12 protein-coding genes are annotated in these 14,683 nt (G+C 58.7%); all 12 read right to left on the bottom strand.

Features of this window, described 5'->3' with window-relative positions; all coding sequences use genetic code 11:
- Window positions 1-9: 9 nt before the first annotated feature.
- Window positions 10-1,176 (bottom strand): M24 family metallopeptidase, encoded by a 1,167-nt coding sequence (locus tag JHX88_RS14500; RefSeq protein ID WP_076526341.1) that lies wholly within the window; start codon window positions 1,174-1,176, stop codon window positions 10-12.
- A gap of 478 nt (window positions 1,177-1,654) precedes the next feature.
- Entirely contained in the window at window positions 1,655-2,440 is a 786-nt protein-coding gene (locus JHX88_RS14505) for a ThuA domain-containing protein (RefSeq protein WP_076526344.1), read from the bottom strand.
- 73 nt (window positions 2,441-2,513) lie between these two features.
- Window positions 2,514-3,305, bottom strand: a complete 792-nt coding sequence (locus tag JHX88_RS14510) for a sugar phosphate isomerase/epimerase family protein (RefSeq protein WP_076526346.1) — start codon at window positions 3,303-3,305, stop codon at window positions 2,514-2,516.
- Window positions 3,295-4,365, bottom strand: a complete 1,071-nt coding sequence (locus JHX88_RS14515; RefSeq protein ID WP_084203156.1) for a zinc-binding dehydrogenase — start codon at window positions 4,363-4,365, stop codon at window positions 3,295-3,297. The genes JHX88_RS14510 and JHX88_RS14515 overlap by 11 nt, the downstream gene beginning before the upstream one ends.
- 15 nt (window positions 4,366-4,380) lie before the next feature.
- Window positions 4,381-5,427 (bottom strand): ABC transporter ATP-binding protein, encoded by a 1,047-nt coding sequence (locus JHX88_RS14520; RefSeq protein WP_076526347.1) that lies wholly within the window; start codon window positions 5,425-5,427, stop codon window positions 4,381-4,383.
- A gap of 4 nt (window positions 5,428-5,431) precedes the next feature.
- Window positions 5,432-6,679 carry an MGH1-like glycoside hydrolase domain-containing protein gene (locus JHX88_RS14525; protein WP_076526349.1) on the bottom strand — a complete coding sequence of 416 codons (1,248 nt, stop codon included), beginning with the start codon at window positions 6,677-6,679 and terminating at the stop codon, window positions 5,432-5,434.
- A gap of 7 nt (window positions 6,680-6,686) precedes the next feature.
- Window positions 6,687-7,892: a carbohydrate ABC transporter permease gene (locus JHX88_RS14530; RefSeq protein ID WP_076526350.1), complete on the bottom strand. Its 1,206-nt coding sequence runs from the start codon at window positions 7,890-7,892 to the stop codon at window positions 6,687-6,689.
- Complete coding sequence (locus JHX88_RS14535; protein WP_076526352.1) at window positions 7,889-9,112, bottom strand: carbohydrate ABC transporter permease; 1,224 nt, start codon at window positions 9,110-9,112, stop codon at window positions 7,889-7,891. Before JHX88_RS14535 ends, JHX88_RS14530 begins: the two co-directional genes overlap by 4 nt.
- A 127-nt stretch (window positions 9,113-9,239) precedes the next feature.
- Complete coding sequence (locus tag JHX88_RS14540) at window positions 9,240-10,592, bottom strand: ABC transporter substrate-binding protein (protein WP_076526353.1); 1,353 nt, start codon at window positions 10,590-10,592, stop codon at window positions 9,240-9,242.
- Window positions 10,593-10,607: 15 nt separating this feature from the next.
- Window positions 10,608-11,687: a LacI family DNA-binding transcriptional regulator gene (locus JHX88_RS14545; RefSeq protein WP_076526355.1), complete on the bottom strand. Its 1,080-nt coding sequence runs from the start codon at window positions 11,685-11,687 to the stop codon at window positions 10,608-10,610.
- Window positions 11,688-12,240: 553 nt separating this feature from the next.
- On the bottom strand, window positions 12,241-13,194 hold the full coding sequence (locus JHX88_RS14550; RefSeq protein WP_076526357.1) for a LysR family transcriptional regulator: 954 nt from the start codon (window positions 13,192-13,194) through the stop codon (window positions 12,241-12,243).
- Window positions 13,195-13,285: 91 nt separating this feature from the next.
- Complete coding sequence (locus tag JHX88_RS14555) at window positions 13,286-14,632, bottom strand: NAD(P)/FAD-dependent oxidoreductase (protein ID WP_076526359.1); 1,347 nt, start codon at window positions 14,630-14,632, stop codon at window positions 13,286-13,288.
- Window positions 14,633-14,683 lie beyond the last annotated feature (51 nt).

Genomic DNA, 14,683 nt, shown 5'->3' on the forward strand with positions numbered 1-14,683 from the left:
GCCGATGGATCAGGCCGACAGCGCCGTTGCCCGTTCGATTTCGATAGGCGCGTTCGTCGTCTGGCTGAGGACCTCCCCTCCCGCCTTGCCGACCAGGACCGTATTCGACAGGAAAAAATCGCCGCGACCGGTGCCCATCATCCAGGACAGGATGTGGAAAGCCATGCCCTCGCGGATCTCCATCCCGCTGTCATGGCGCAGACCGGTGACGCCGTTTCCGCCCGTCCAGCTGGGCGGGAACCCGATGCCGACCATGTAACCGCAATGATGCCGCCGGTAGTGCCCGCAGCCGATCTCGTCGAGATGCCCTTGCCAGAGCGCATATATGTCGCGCGCGACCGCCCCCGGTTTCAGCGCCCCGCAGACGGCGTCGAACCCGGCCCGGCAGGTCTCGGCCATGCGGGCATCCTCGTCGCGAATCTGGCCCATCTGGATCAATCGGCCCTGCGGCGCGTGATAGCGGGCAACGCAGCCCGACAGCTCGACAAAGACCCGGCCGCCATCGGGGTAATGCCCATTGCCCCATGTCGTATGTTCTTCCCCCAAGCGGTGTTCGGGGCGGATGAAAGGGCCGAAACCGGGCGGGTTGCCGCCATCGCGGGTCAGCGCCGACATGACATCGGCCGCAACCCCGGATTCACCCCCGCCGCGGCCGAGCGCGTCGATGGCCGCTTGCATGCCCTGATCGGACAGCCGGGAGGCGGCGCGCATCAATGCCTGCTCTTCGGGGGATTTCACCTGCCGCAATGTGTCGAGCCAGCCGGAGATGTCGACCATCTCGCGTGGCGCAATGGCCTCGGCCAGCGCCCGGCCGGTCGGATAGGAGAAACCCGTTGAGTTCATCTCGATCCCGGCCCGCCCGGAAAGCTGGCGGATTTCGGCGACCAGCGCCACCGCTGGACTGACCTCGTCCCCGTGACCCGAGAACCGCGCATTGCGGACGAAGGTCTCGATGGTGACCCGTTCCATCGCCCGGGTCACCAGCACCATCTCGCCCTCGACCGGCACGATCAGGAAATGCGGCGCGAAATAGCCCCAGTGATCCAGCCCGGTCAGGTAGAAGATATTCTCGGGGGCGGAAAGAACGGCGCAATCAAGTTCATTCCGGACAAGAAGTTGCCGGAAGCTTGCTACGCGCTGGTCCAGTTCCGGTCTGCTGAAGGGGTTTGCGAACATCGTGCGACGGCCCTTTCTATGATCTAATGCTGTGCACAGCCAGGATTATTCATCGTTAAAATACGCGATTATTCGCGCTATTATTAACATTGATTCGATATGTTGTATACAACAAATCAATAGCAATGCATGAAACGGCCCGCATACCGGGCAAGCATCATGTTGACGGCCTTTGCCATGTGCTGCAGGCAGTCAGGATGGCACAATCCGCATCAGGATATTTCTGGAAGTGGCATCAACTCGCCGAAAAAAGAGCCGGATGCGCGTTTTCGCCCGAATGATGGAGGGGACGACTTCCGAGGCCTCGAAAGCATTCGCACAGCAGCTTCGCAAGGTCGGAAAACCACATACAGCCATCATCGCTGCCGTCGCGCCATTCAGCCGCAAGGCAATAAAATCGACCGTCTCGTTCCGATTGAATTCGCAATGCTCTGCCACCCGGGTCAACATCTCATCGAGAGCAATCCGAACGGCAAGATCAACGATAACCGTCCTCGCCATCGTCATGCAGCCGGGAACCGCGTTCCTCGATGGGTTCCAGTGCCTTGGACACGGGAATATTCGGCGCGGCATTGGGATCTGCAAGGCGAGGCGCCGGGTTATGTGCCCATTTCACCGCGTTCAACAGAACACGCTGTATATTGGCGTCATGATAGGTCGGATAGGTCTCGTGACCCGGACGGAAATAGAAAACATTTCCGGCACCGCGTTTGTAAGTCAATCCCGAGCGGAACGCCTCGCCGCCCGAGAACCAGCTGAGAAACACCGTCTCCAACGGTTCAGGCACACCGAAGGGCTCGCCATACATTTCCTCGTGCTCCAACTCGAAATGATTGGGCAATCCGGCGGTGATCGGATGGTTTCGTGAGGTAACCCATAGGCGCTCACGCTCGCCCGCCTCGCGCCAGGACAGGTTGCACGGGCTGCCCATCAACCTTTTGAACGGTTTGGAGAAATGTGCTGAATGCAGGAATATCATCCCCATGCCGGACCAGACAGCGTTGCAAACCCGTTCGACCACCTCGTCAGCGACCTCACCATGCGCGCGATGACCCCACCACAACAGCACATCGGTCTGCGCCAGCTTTTCCTCGGTCAAGCCATGTTCAGGCTCTTGCAACGTGGCGGTTGCGGTCCGGATCGCAGGGTCGGCATTCAGCCCCTCGGCAATCGCACCATGTATCCCATCGGGATAAACGGAAGCGACGATCCTGTTCTCCTGCTCATGGACGTTTTCATTCCAGACAGTGACACGAATGTTCATCTTGCTTTCCTTGGTTGAGCCCTATCGACGATGCGCAGGGTATGATGGCACCAAGCGTTTCGAGGCCGATTTGTCAGCCCCGCAGGAACCTTGCGGTTTCGGAGATGGCGGCCAGCGGCTCACCCTTCAAACGGCATTCGATGGCGCAGTGACCCGAATATCCACAATCGGCAAGCAGCTTCAGCATCGCCCGAAAATCGATATGCCCCGCGCCCGGCTGATGGCGATTGCTGTCGGACAGATGCACATGGCCAAGCTTGCCTGATTGCGCCAGTTCCCTCAACGCATCCAGGGGCGATGTCTCTTCGATATTCATGTGATAGCTATCGGCCAGAACTTTCACATGATCGCCGGCCTCCCGGGCGAGTTCCGCGCCACGCTCCAGAGTATTGACCATATGGTCCTCGTACCGGTTCAGCGGCTCCAGCAAAACCAGCGTGCCCGCCTCAGCTGCAACAGCGCCGAGCGCCGCCAGTTCCTCGATCAATACCGACCGGTCTTCTTCGGGGCTGCGCGGCGGCGTGAATGGCGGCAGGCGGTTGGAATGCATTCCCCATGCGGCCGGAGTGACCACTCCGGCAAGACCGAGCATACCTGCGGCACGCAGCAGTCCGGTCATGATCCCGCGCGCTTCGCGACGCCTTTCCGGATCGAAAGCGCCGATAAAGCGATCGGATTCGATGCAGATCGATGAAAACACCGCTCCTTCCTGCTGCGCCTTTCGCAACTGCAGCAAACGATCGGAAAAATCCGCCCCACCACGCAGTTCGAGGGCATCGAAACCCGCGTCTCGGGCAAGGCTCCATTTTTCCGAAATATCCTGCCCTGGAACCAGATTTTCCTGAATGGAAAGATTAAGCGTCATTCTGCCCCCCGAAATCCAGAACTGTTTGCAATATATCACCCGGGTTACTGTCGATCCGCGCAAATGCCTCATCCGCCTGCGCCACTGGATAGCGATCCGTCACCAGATCGGGCAAATCGATCTTTCCGCGCCTTGCCAAATCGAAAACGGTGCCGTTCAGGCGCGCTCGATCCCACCTGTGCTGCAAATTCGCCGCCTGCCCGCTGATCTGCGAGCAAATCAACTGGATGCGGTTGTGATGAAACTCTTCCCCCAATGCGAGACCAATTCCGTCGCCCTGGAAAAAGCCGCTGACCACGACTCGGGAATTATACGCGACCGAGCGGATCGCCATCTGCAATGCCTTGTAATGGCCGGATATCTCGATGGCGCAATCTGCCCCTCTGCCTCCGGTCAAGCTGCGGATACGATGGGCCAGATCTGGCTCTCCCGAATCCAGCCCTTGCACCGCGCCATATCGCAGGGCGCGCTCGCGCCGGGATGGCACCGGATCGACCGCGATGACATCGGCACCCGAGGCAACCGCCATTTGCACGGCGATCAGCCCAGGAACGCCGAGGCCGAATATGACCACGGTCTCACCAAGGTTCAGCCGCGCATCCAGAACCGCATTCAGCGCAATCGCCCCGATATGCGAATAGATGCCCGTCACGGGATCAAGACCATCCGGCAGTTTTCGGGCCAGCGCCCAGGCTGCGGATGCTGTGTAATGGCTGCGGTGCTGCCAGCTTCCCCAGATAATATCACCGGGCTTCAGCCCCGTCACATCGGCGCCGACCTTCTCTATTTCACCGACCTCCTCATAACCGGCAGCAACCATTGGATAGGAGAGCGATGCCGCCCCGGCCTCGAACAACCGTGTATCGGGGTTCCACTTGCGGTCCAGAAACGGACTGGTGCCGCGATAGGCAGCCATCTCGGTTCCGGCAGAGATTCCGGAATACAGCGTGCGTATCCGCACATCCTGCGGCCCGAGTTCCGGTTGCGGATCATCCATTACCCCGATTGTCTTCGGGGCATCCATTGTCAGCGCATAGGGATGCGCCGGAAGGTTCAACATGTTTTACCTCGGTTCTCAGGCCGCAGCTTCCACGCGCAAGCCGTCTGCATCAAAGAATGAAAGCGTGGCCGCATCGAAATTCAGCCCCACTTTCATGCCGGGCTCGACCTCTGCCTCGCCCGTGACGCGCACCGTCAGACGTCCCAATTCGCCGGCATCGACGAACAGGAAGCTATCGGCCCCCAGATATTCGACCACCTCGATTTCGCCGGCGCAATGACCGTTATCCGGTCCTGTCAGTCCGATATGTTCAGGCCGGACACCAAGCGAAACGGCCCCTTCCGGGATTCGCAGTCCCTCTGCTTGCCGCAGCTTGCCTGCTTCTGCGTCCAGCGGCAGGATATTCATCTTCGGAGAGCCGATGAATTGCGCGACGAACAGATTGGCCGGGCGTTGATACAGTTCCTTCGGGGTGCCGACTTGCGCGATCTTGCCATATTCCAGAACGACGATCCGGTCGGCCAGCGTCATTGCCTCGACCTGATCATGCGTTACATAGATCATCGTCGATTGCAGTTTCCGATGCAGCTTGGCAATTTCCAGACGCATCTCGACCCGCAAGGCGGCATCGAGGTTCGACAACGGCTCGTCGAACAAAAACGCGGTCGGATCACGCACGATCGAACGCCCAATGGCGACGCGCTGCCTTTGCCCGCCGGAAAGGTCCTTGGGCCTGCGGTCCAACAGAGGTTCAAGCTTCAACACCTCGGCGGCATGTCCGACCTTTTCCTCGATCTCGGATTTTGGCGCGCCGGAAGTTTTCAACGAAAACCCCATATTATCGCGCACCGACATATGCGGATAAAGCGCGTAAGACTGAAACACCATGGCCAAGCCGCGCTTGCTGGGGGGCTCGGCGGTCACATCGCGCCCGTCAATGGAGAGCGTTCCGCGCGAAATATCCTCAAGCCCACCGATCATCCGCAGGAGGGTGGATTTTCCGCAGCCTGAAGGACCAACGAAAACGATGAATTCCCCATCGGCGATCTCAAGGTCGATCCCCTTGATGACCTGAGCCTCGCCGAACCACTTTTCAATGGATGAAAGATTGATAGAACCCATATGCTTACCCCTTATCCACGCTGACCCAGCCCAACCAGACTGCTGCCGTCCAGGTAAATTTCCCACCGCCCGCGGGCTCTCCGCTCAGCGGGTCGTAATATTCGGAAAAGCCGTGTTTCAGCAGCAATTCCTGTGTCATCGCCCGGATTTTCTCGCCTTCGGAATGACCCGCTTCGATCAGGCCCGACCCGATCAGCATATTCATGAAGGGCCAGGACGGGCCCCGCCAATAACGCTTGGAATCGAAGCCCGACCAATCCGGATCGGCGCTTGGCACACCATAGGTCACCCGGCCGAGGATGCGGCGGAGATGCTGTAGCTGCCCCTCGCTTTCAATTCCCGCATACCAGCAAAGAAAAGCCGCACATGAGATGATGCCGCTCCACTCGCCGCTGCGCGTATCACGCACGTCAAAACTGCCGATCTCGGCGTTCCAGAGGCTTTGCACACCGCGTTCCAGAAGCGCGATCTCATCGGCCATGCCGCCGGTATCGAGACCCAGCTCATCCCCGAGCGCCTTCAAATCCCGATGCGCCCGCAGCAGGGTGAAACTCATGGTCGGATCGGCCAGCCTGAAAGGACATTCCTTCAGCAATGCGGCTTGATCCCATTGCAGGTTTTTCCCCTGTTGGACCAGCCAGATATAGCGATCATAATCGAATTTCGTCGGCCGCATCGAGGCATCGACATGACTGGTATCGCGGCGCTGGTATTCGCCCACGCCCACGGGATCGATCCGCTTGAGCGCGGCATCCCATTCAGGGGCATTGTCACGCCCGGATTCCCAAGGATGGGTCGTGCAGATCGCCCCCTGATCCTCGCGCCATTTCAGGAACCACCGGTGCCAGCGCAACAGCTTGGGGAACAACGCCCGCATGGGCTCCGCCCCCGCCTGTGGATCAGCCTGATAGATCCGGCGCGCCATCCCGGCTGCGATCGGCGGTTGGCTTATCCCCGAGGACGGAATCGGACCGGTGCCGCCCCAAACCTCCGGCCCCGGGAAATAGCCGTCATCCTGCTGATGGAACAGGATATGGGGCACCATGCCATCATCCCATTGACCGCTAAGCAGCGATTCCAGTTCGCGCCACGCACGGGCCGGGTCAAACCCCGCGAAACCCATGGCAGCAAAGGCCGAATCCCAGTTCCACTGATAGGGATAAAGCCCGTGGGTCGGAATCGTGTACCCGCCACGATCATTGCCCCGCAGGACATTCAGGGCCTCTTCACCGCGTGAGATTTGACGGTTCATCTTTCGTTTATCCTTTCACCGACCCGGCCGTGAGGCCCTTGGTCATAAAGCGTTCGAGTCCAAGGAAAATCAGCATGATCGGAATGGTCGCGATCACGGATCCGGCCATCAGGTGCTGGCGCGGAATTTCAGACGAGTTGAGGCTGGCGATACCGCGCGTCAGGGTAAACTTCCCCGGATCGTCCAGCAGCATGAAGGCCAGCAGAAACTCGTTCCACGCGATCATGAAAACATAGAGCGACACGCTGGCAAGCGCGGGGAGCGACAGGGGCAAGGTGATCTTCCGGATCACCTGAAGCCGCGACAACCCGTCCATCAGGCCGGCCTCCTCGATCTCGGCCGGCAATCCACGAAAATAGCCCTGCAGCATATAGAGCGCGACCGGGATCGTCGTGACCGGATAGATCATCAGGATGCCGACAAAGCTGTTGCGCAGCCCGGTCATCGAAAAGGCGATATAGATGGGCAGGGCCAGAACGATGATCGGCACCATATAGATCAGCAGGATCGAGCGGGACATGAGCGCCGCCCCCCTGAAGCGCAACCGGGCCACGGCATATGCGCCGGGAATACTGAACATCAGCGTCACGATGACCGTCATGACCGAGATCATGAAGGAATTGAGCAGGTAGGTGTCGAAATTGAACTTCGTGAACAACTCGTAATACGAGCTGAACAGCCCCCAGCCCTTCGACAGGTCCACCGAGAAATCCAGTGGATTCAGCATCAGTTCCGATTGGTTCTTCAGCGAGGTCATCACCATCACGTAGAACGGGATAAAGACCGCTGCCGTGAACACGATATAACCCAGACCGGACAGGAACCGGATGACTGCCGCCTCCCATTCATGGCGTGACAGCTTCCCCCGCGGCAAACCGCCGAACATGACATCCAGCGTCCAGCCAAAGCTGAATCCGAGAAGGCCGGCGATGAAGATCCCGCCCGGCCCGATCTGCGCGAAGATGACCGGACCGAAACCCGCCAACCCGGTCGCAGCAATCGCTACAGTCGCCGCCGCTATGAAGGTCCAACGCGATGCGGCAAACATCAGCCCCCCACCAGCCGCGCCCCAGATCAGAGACAGCCACAGCGACGGCCGCATCGGATCGCCGGTGATGAAGGAAAAGGCGACTGCAAAGGTGACCGCCAGAATGAACATCCACAGGGCTCCGAGGAGAACCGCGCTGCGCAGATATGTATGGAGGATTTTCATAGCCCCTCCTCCCTGCTCATGATTTTGAAGAAGACGGCTGAAAACATCAGCAGGCAGCCAAAGATAACCACTGCCACCGCGGCGCCCGCACCTATATTGGACACGGCAAATGCCTGATCATAGACCGAGACGGTCAGGGTGCGTGTACCGGCATTGCCTCCGGTCAACAGGAAGATGTCGTCGAACTTGTTGAAGGTCCAGATAAAGCGCAGCAGGAACAGAACCGACAGGATTCCCAAAAGCTGCGGCAGGCTGAGATACCAGAATTTCTGGAAGGGCGATGCCCCGTCCATATCTGCCGCCTCATACATGTCGCTGTCGATGCTCTGCATCCGCGCAAGAATGAACAGGAATGCCATGGGGAAGTAGCGCCAGATCTCGAAGGAGGTCACCATGATCAGCGCCAGCGGGCGCGTGCCGAAGAAATTGATCGTCTCGTCCGCAACGCCCATCTGCACCAGCAATGCGTTGGCCGAACCGGTAAAGGGATCGAACAGGATCAGCCATGAGAATGCGACAGCAATGACCGGCGCGACATATGGAAACAGGAACAGACCACGCAATATGCCCTGGAAACGGAAACTGTGATTGAGAAGTTGCGCCGCGAACATCCCCGCCACCAAGGCCCCGAGCGTGCCGAACACCGTGTAAAAGAGGGTCACCCCCAGAACGGACATGAATTCTCCACTGTTGAAGATCAGGGTAAAATTCTTCAGCGTGAATTCCATGTTCGTCAGGATGTTATCCGCCTCACCCGTCACCACTGGCTCGCCGTTCTCCAACTCGTCCTCATCCGCGTCGGGCGACAATGGCACGATAAGACGCTCATTATAGCCGCCTTCGATCTCGTCCATACGGCAGATCAGCCGGTCACCCTCGGCTGCGCATCCGTCAGGCAGCGGGCCCTTGATCAAATCCGACGGCAAGCTGTCCTCGATCACGACATTGCGGATCGCTTTATCCTGCGAACTGTTGCGCAGCCGATACTCGGCACGCCGCTCCTCGCCCTCACCCCGAACCCGTTCGCTGATCACTGGCGTGGGTGCCCGCAAATCGGCAAGGGATATGGGTTTGAAGCTGATCCAGAATACCGCCAGCAATGGCAGCACCACGATCAGGGCCACGCTGATGAGGGTGGGCAACATCATTCCCCAGGCCAGCCGGGCCTCCCGTCGGGCCAGGGGCGTCGTATGTGTCGGTGCTCGGGACCTATCGCTCATGTTTCATGCTCACTAAAACCCGGAAGAACGGCGCTAACTTCCGGCTGCTTCTTCTTCATGGAAATATCCCGGGGGAGTCCAAAGGACGGGGGCAGAGCCCCCTGCCCTTTTTCCCCGGCCAAGCGCCTTACTGGATCTTGCCCAGCTCCTCGTTCATCTTGGCGACGGCAGCGGATGCTTCGATCCGGCCATCCATGAACTCTCGCGTAATCTGGTTCAGGACCTGCGAGTTGATCATTTTCGAGGCAAGGGCCAGCTGCCCCTCCTTCACCCCCCAACGGGTCGCCACATCAAGACCGGCGACGATCTGTTCGATGATTTCCGGCGCATAGAGTTCGGATAACGGTGCCTTGCGGTCCACACCGACATCCAGATCGGCCCAACCCTTGATGAAGGCCTCGGGCTCCTCTGCCGTTCCGTTTCGGACGGGGAACTTGCCCTCTGGCGCCATGGCCAGTGTCTTCAGATAACCTTCATTCATCGCATAGGTGACAAAATCCTCTGCGGCGTCGATATTGGCATCCACCGTAATGCCCCAATAGCGCATATCCGCCCAGGCCGCGCCGTCAGGGTTCGACGGCCCTGCAAACCGCGTCACCACCCCGGTTTTTGAGGCCAGTTCGGTCGATGTCGGATCGTCGTTGATGCGGGGCGGATCACTGTCGCGCAAACCGGCAAGCTCATCCAGAATGAACGGCGACCAGAAGGTCATCGCTGCCTGCCCCGCAAAATAGACCGAACGAGCCTGATCCCAATACAGGTCTCCCGGAGGCGATGCCTCGCCAAGTTTCTTGTAGAATTCCAGAACCTCGGTGGTCTTGGCTTCGTCAAGCGGCTTGAAGCCGTTCTCATCCACCAAGCTTACCCCATTGGCGAGAAAGACCTCCTCCAGAACCTGACTCATATAGGCTTCGTCGATCTTGGTGGCAGCAACGAAACCGTATAGCTCCGGCGGATTGTGAAGCGCCTCTATCGCGGCCTCGACGGCGGCGAAACTGGTCGGTGCCTCCAATCCGGCCTCGTCGAACAGATCCTTGCGATAGACAATAAGCTGCGTCCAGCCATCGACAGGAACCGCGGCGACCTCGCCTCCGAAATCCGCCATTTCCAGGGCCGCGGAACGGAAAGTTTCCGGCCCAAGCTCATCGACGACCTCCTGTCCGGCCTCGCTGTCGAGGATTCCGGCTTCCGCCCATGGCAGGGTATATTGTACCGGATGGTAAATGATGTCCGGCAGGTCACCGGCAGCAAATGCGGCCGTCGCCCTTGCGCCAAGATCGGTTTCCGAAACCGGAATCACTTCGACCGTGTGCCCGAATTCTTCGCCAAAAGCGTCAGCGATTTCCTGTTGAACGGCCACGCGTTCAGGCTGCTCCTCCACGGTCCACAGCCTCAATGTATCCGCCCAAACCGGTCCCGCAGTCCAGACCGCAGCCAAGGCCACACCTGTCAGCATTCTGCCTTGCGTTGATTTAATCATTGATTTTCCTCCCATCTATCTGACTTGGTAACTATTCCCTGCCGGATCATCTCCAGCGGGGCACGGCCCAACAGAGCCACGATCGAGAAACATTGCTTGCCCGTATTCCTGAATGGGTTCGCCTGAATAACCCCGCAGCACGCGGATCAGAATCGAAGCGAGGGTTTTACCTGCCTCGAAATTGTTGACGTCATAGCTGGCCAACGGCGGATCGAGATAGGCACCCTCGGCAATCCCGTCATAGCCGACGACAGAGAGATCGGTACCGATACGCAGACCGCGTTCGCGGGCTATATCCCACGCCCCGAGCGCTGCTCGATCAACCGCAAAAACGATTGCCGTAGGGGGCTGGTCGAGGTCCAGCAAATGCGCCGTCGCCCGGGCACCGGAAGTTCTGTCCAATGCCGAGGAGTCCTCAAGCACAGGATCGATGGCTATACCTGCCCGTGCCAATCCGTCGCGATAACCGAGATGGCGAAGGCAAGCATACATATAATGCGCCCCGCCGCCGACAAAGGCGATACGGCTGTGCCCCAGAGCCGCAAGCCGCGACACCGCATCGGCCATCGCATCCTCACCACGGATATCATAATAGTGGTGCGCGCCCGGCGTTTCGCTCCGCCCATAGAGGACATAGGGGATCTGCGCCGATTGCAGATAGGAAATCCGCGGGTCCTCGATCATCGTCCTCGGGACAATGAATCCATCGGCCTTGCGGTCCTCGTTCAGGTGGCGCAGCTGATTCAAACTGGCCTGCATATTCGCCGCGGTTGCAACTGTCAGCGTCCAGTCCGCCTCTGAAGCGGCTGTTGAAATCCCTGCAAGAAAATCCGCGATGAATGGCCGGTGATGATCATGTTCGCCGTGATCGATCACCAGCCCCAATGCGCGGCTGCGGCCGTTACGGATCGCCTGCGCGTGGGAAAGCGGCCTGTACCCAAGCCGTTCGGCAGCGCGAACGACCCGCAATCTTGTCGCTTCGGCGATATCGTCATAGCCATTCAATGCCCGGCTGACTGTCCCCTTGGACAAAGCCAGATGGTCGGCAACATCATTGATCGTTATCCGCCCCCGATCTGCTTCGCTGCCGGTCATATCCCCAGATTCTCCTCCAAAGCCTGCTGGCGAGAGGGCACTAAAATCTCCGAAACCGGTTTCGGCAAGGATTTTTTATTGCCCAGGACCGCGTTGTCGCGCTGATCGGTCATCGGAGATCACTTTGTGAATCCTGAATGCGACTGCCCGGCACCGGAAAGGCGGCGACAGCACGGTTGTGGACCTATGGGCGCGACGAGCGACCCTGGCTCGGCTCGCCCCTGCGTCCGTGCCGGATGAGGGCTGGCCTGACGATATATCCGGTTTCGACGGAAACACATATATCGGCTGACCACTGTTTCACCTGGAGCATGGAACAGATGTCGAGCAACAAACGATCCGCAGCAAGCAGATCGACTGCAGTCAAAACTCTTCTTCGCCCGACCTTACGGTTCTCAAGTGCTTGCACGGAAGCTCTTTTGGGCATCTCGTTTTTTGCCCGTCCCTGCTGATAGGTCAACGACGGCGCGAAAACCTGCCCATGTGGAAGACTTTTGCACCACCGTTCTTACCGCGTAAGGTTTGAAAAACTCTCCGGCAAACCCTGGCAGCTTCAATCACCAGCTTCAGCCGCAATGTCCGAGGCATCCCGAAGCATCAGGTTTATGAACTCCTGCACATAGGGCTTATCCATCGAAGCCTTGTTGGTCTTCAGGTAATTGCCGCGATCCACCCGCAAAGGCGCATCGAACAGTCGGCACAGGGCGCCGCTTTGCAAATGCGCCCGCACGAGATGATGCCACCCCAATATGATTCCCTCACCGTTCATCGCCGCGTTCACGAGCAGCGGATAGCTGTTGCTTTGCACGGAGTAGATAGCGTCCGCGCCGTCATAATCCCTGGCCTGAAACCAGTCGCTCCAGCCCAGAGGCCGCCAGCCAATCGCGTCCGCCGACCAGTGTTTGCGATGCAGTTCAAGCAAGTCGGCACCGACAAGACTCTCGGTGTCGGGAAACGGGCCTCTGCGAGACAGGTAATCCGGGCTGCAGACCGGCTCTACAATCTCCGGAAAAAGGTAAAGCAACGTCTCGCCGATCTCGCAACGTTCATTGCCGCAGATCAGTGAAATATCGACCTCATCATAGTTTCTGAGCGTGTCGTCCTCGTCAGATGCCAGAAGCACGAATTTCAGTTCGGGATGCGCCTCTCGCATAAGGTCGGCATAAGGCTTGAACCAGTATTGGACGGCGGCATTCGTTCCGGAACAAGTAATGACGCAAGTCTCATCGGGTGAATTGATCGCCTCCACCACATCACAAATCGCGTCAAGCCCGGAACTCACCGCGGTCAGTAGCCGCGCGCCCTCGGGTGTCAGTTCCAGGCTGTTATGCTTGCGGGTAAACAGCGTTGCACCCAACGCTTTTTCCAGCCCCCGGATTTGCTGGCTGATAGCCGCCTGAGTGACATTCAACTCATTTCCCGCGAGGGTAAAGCTTAGATGCTTTGCCGCAGTCTCGAAGGTCGCGAAAGAGCCGAGAGATGGCAGATATCGTCTTTTGAAAGCCACGGCCCGACCTTGATCCCCTGGGTGTCAAGAATTGTTGATCAGACTAAGCGTATCGCGGGAATTTGCAAAAACAATCTCTACCTCGTCACGCTCACTCTTTCCGGGCCTGCCATTCCTTCCATCGCAAAATCGCCGTTGCGCCCAAGGTCGAGATTGGCGGGGGTGGCAAAAGCGATGGTTCTTCCTGCTTCCCGAAAAATTCTGTGACAACCGATTTCTCGCGGCTGGCCTGCTCCGCCGCGCAGATGCCTGTGAGCGTTCCCCGCGTCGTTCCCAACCCGTTTTGGCAACAGGCAGCATAAACGCCGTCATCGATTTCACCGGTAACTGAAACGCCATTTCGCGACAGGCACAGATGGCCAGACCAGGAATATTCCATCGGCATGCCGGCAATCTGTGGAAATCGGTCGTCGAACTTTCTGCGCATCGAGGCGGTTGCCCGGCACATCTGCCGTTCACTTGTTTCCATGCCGGGGCAGAATTCGGCCCAGCTTCGAGTAACGATGCGATTACCGCCCTGCCCCGCATCGATCCGGCGAATGGTGGCACCCATCGGGTCTGACGGGGTGATGCCCCAACGGCCCTCACCTCCAAGGCGGCGCCTCGCCGTTTCGTCCAGCTCCTCCGTCATGCAGGCAAACAGAAAAACATGCATCAACCTCCCACGTTTGATCCCGAAGCTTTCAAGGTGACCGTTGTTGCAGAGGATTATTTTCCCGGCATCGAGATTGGCGGCAGGTGTCCGTATCGTCCAGCCTGCGCCGGTTCGCGAAAAGGACAGGGCGGGTGTATCTTCGTAGATATCCACCAGATCGCCAAGTCCTGTGGCAACCTGCCGAACATAGCCGGCCGGCTGCAGCATGACGGTCCCAGGGGTGTAGAGGCCTGAACGATAGTATCGGGATCCTGTCAACCGAGCCATATCTTCGGCATCGAGCAGTTGATAATCTTCGCCGAGCTGCTCGAGATGTCCGGCATAGCTGATATTGCGAGCATGGCTGGCCTCGCAGCCAGCACCGTTTATTTTGCCCTCATGACGAAAATACGCCGCATCGACGCAAAATTCTTCAACCATGCTGTGAGCGAAATCGATGGCCATGCGGTTCAACCGAGTTATTTTCTGGTCGGACCGCTCGCTTTCTCCCGCATAATTGTCGGATGTCAGATCATGCGGCAAATCGATCATGAAACCGGAATTCCGCCCGGCGGCACCCTCACCAATGCGCCCCGCTTCAAGCAAGGCGATACGGGCACCCGGATTAAGCTGGCTCAAACGTCGGGCCGCCGATAACCCCGCGAACCCTCCACCGATCACGGCGAAATCGACCTCGGTATTCTCGGAGAGGACCCGGGCAGGTCGCATCGGTTCCAGAATCGCGTTCCAGCCCGCAGCACCTGCATGTTTAGGAAGGCGTTTCGCAGAGTAATTACGCGTCATACTGCGTCTTTCCATGGCAGATTGAGCGATTCACACGCCTCCCTTCCGCGG

It is taken from the genome of Paracoccus saliphilus, from assembly GCF_028553805.1.
Lineage (GTDB): Bacteria > Pseudomonadota > Alphaproteobacteria > Rhodobacterales > Rhodobacteraceae > Paracoccus > Paracoccus saliphilus.

Coding starts and splice junctions, on each gene's coding strand:
- JHX88_RS14510 (WP_076526346.1), bottom strand. CDS start 3,305: ATGACGCTTAATCTTTCCATTCAGGAAAATCTGGTTCCAGGGCAGGAT.
- JHX88_RS14500 (WP_076526341.1), bottom strand. CDS start 1,176: ATGTTCGCAAACCCCTTCAGCAGACCGGAACTGGACCAGCGCGTAGCA.
- JHX88_RS14530 (WP_076526350.1), bottom strand. CDS start 7,892: ATGAAAATCCTCCATACATATCTGCGCAGCGCGGTTCTCCTCGGAGCC.
- JHX88_RS14540 (WP_076526353.1), bottom strand. CDS start 10,592: ATGATTAAATCAACGCAAGGCAGAATGCTGACAGGTGTGGCCTTGGCT.
- JHX88_RS14535 (WP_076526352.1), bottom strand. CDS start 9,112: ATGAGCGATAGGTCCCGAGCACCGACACATACGACGCCCCTGGCCCGA.
- JHX88_RS14545 (WP_076526355.1), bottom strand. CDS start 11,687: ATGACCGGCAGCGAAGCAGATCGGGGGCGGATAACGATCAATGATGTT.
- JHX88_RS14515 (WP_084203156.1), bottom strand. CDS start 4,365: ATGTTGAACCTTCCGGCGCATCCCTATGCGCTGACAATGGATGCCCCG.
- JHX88_RS14555 (WP_076526359.1), bottom strand. CDS start 14,632: ATGACGCGTAATTACTCTGCGAAACGCCTTCCTAAACATGCAGGTGCT.
- JHX88_RS14505 (WP_076526344.1), bottom strand. CDS start 2,440: ATGAACATTCGTGTCACTGTCTGGAATGAAAACGTCCATGAGCAGGAG.
- JHX88_RS14525 (WP_076526349.1), bottom strand. CDS start 6,679: ATGAACCGTCAAATCTCACGCGGTGAAGAGGCCCTGAATGTCCTGCGG.
- JHX88_RS14520 (WP_076526347.1), bottom strand. CDS start 5,427: ATGGGTTCTATCAATCTTTCATCCATTGAAAAGTGGTTCGGCGAGGCT.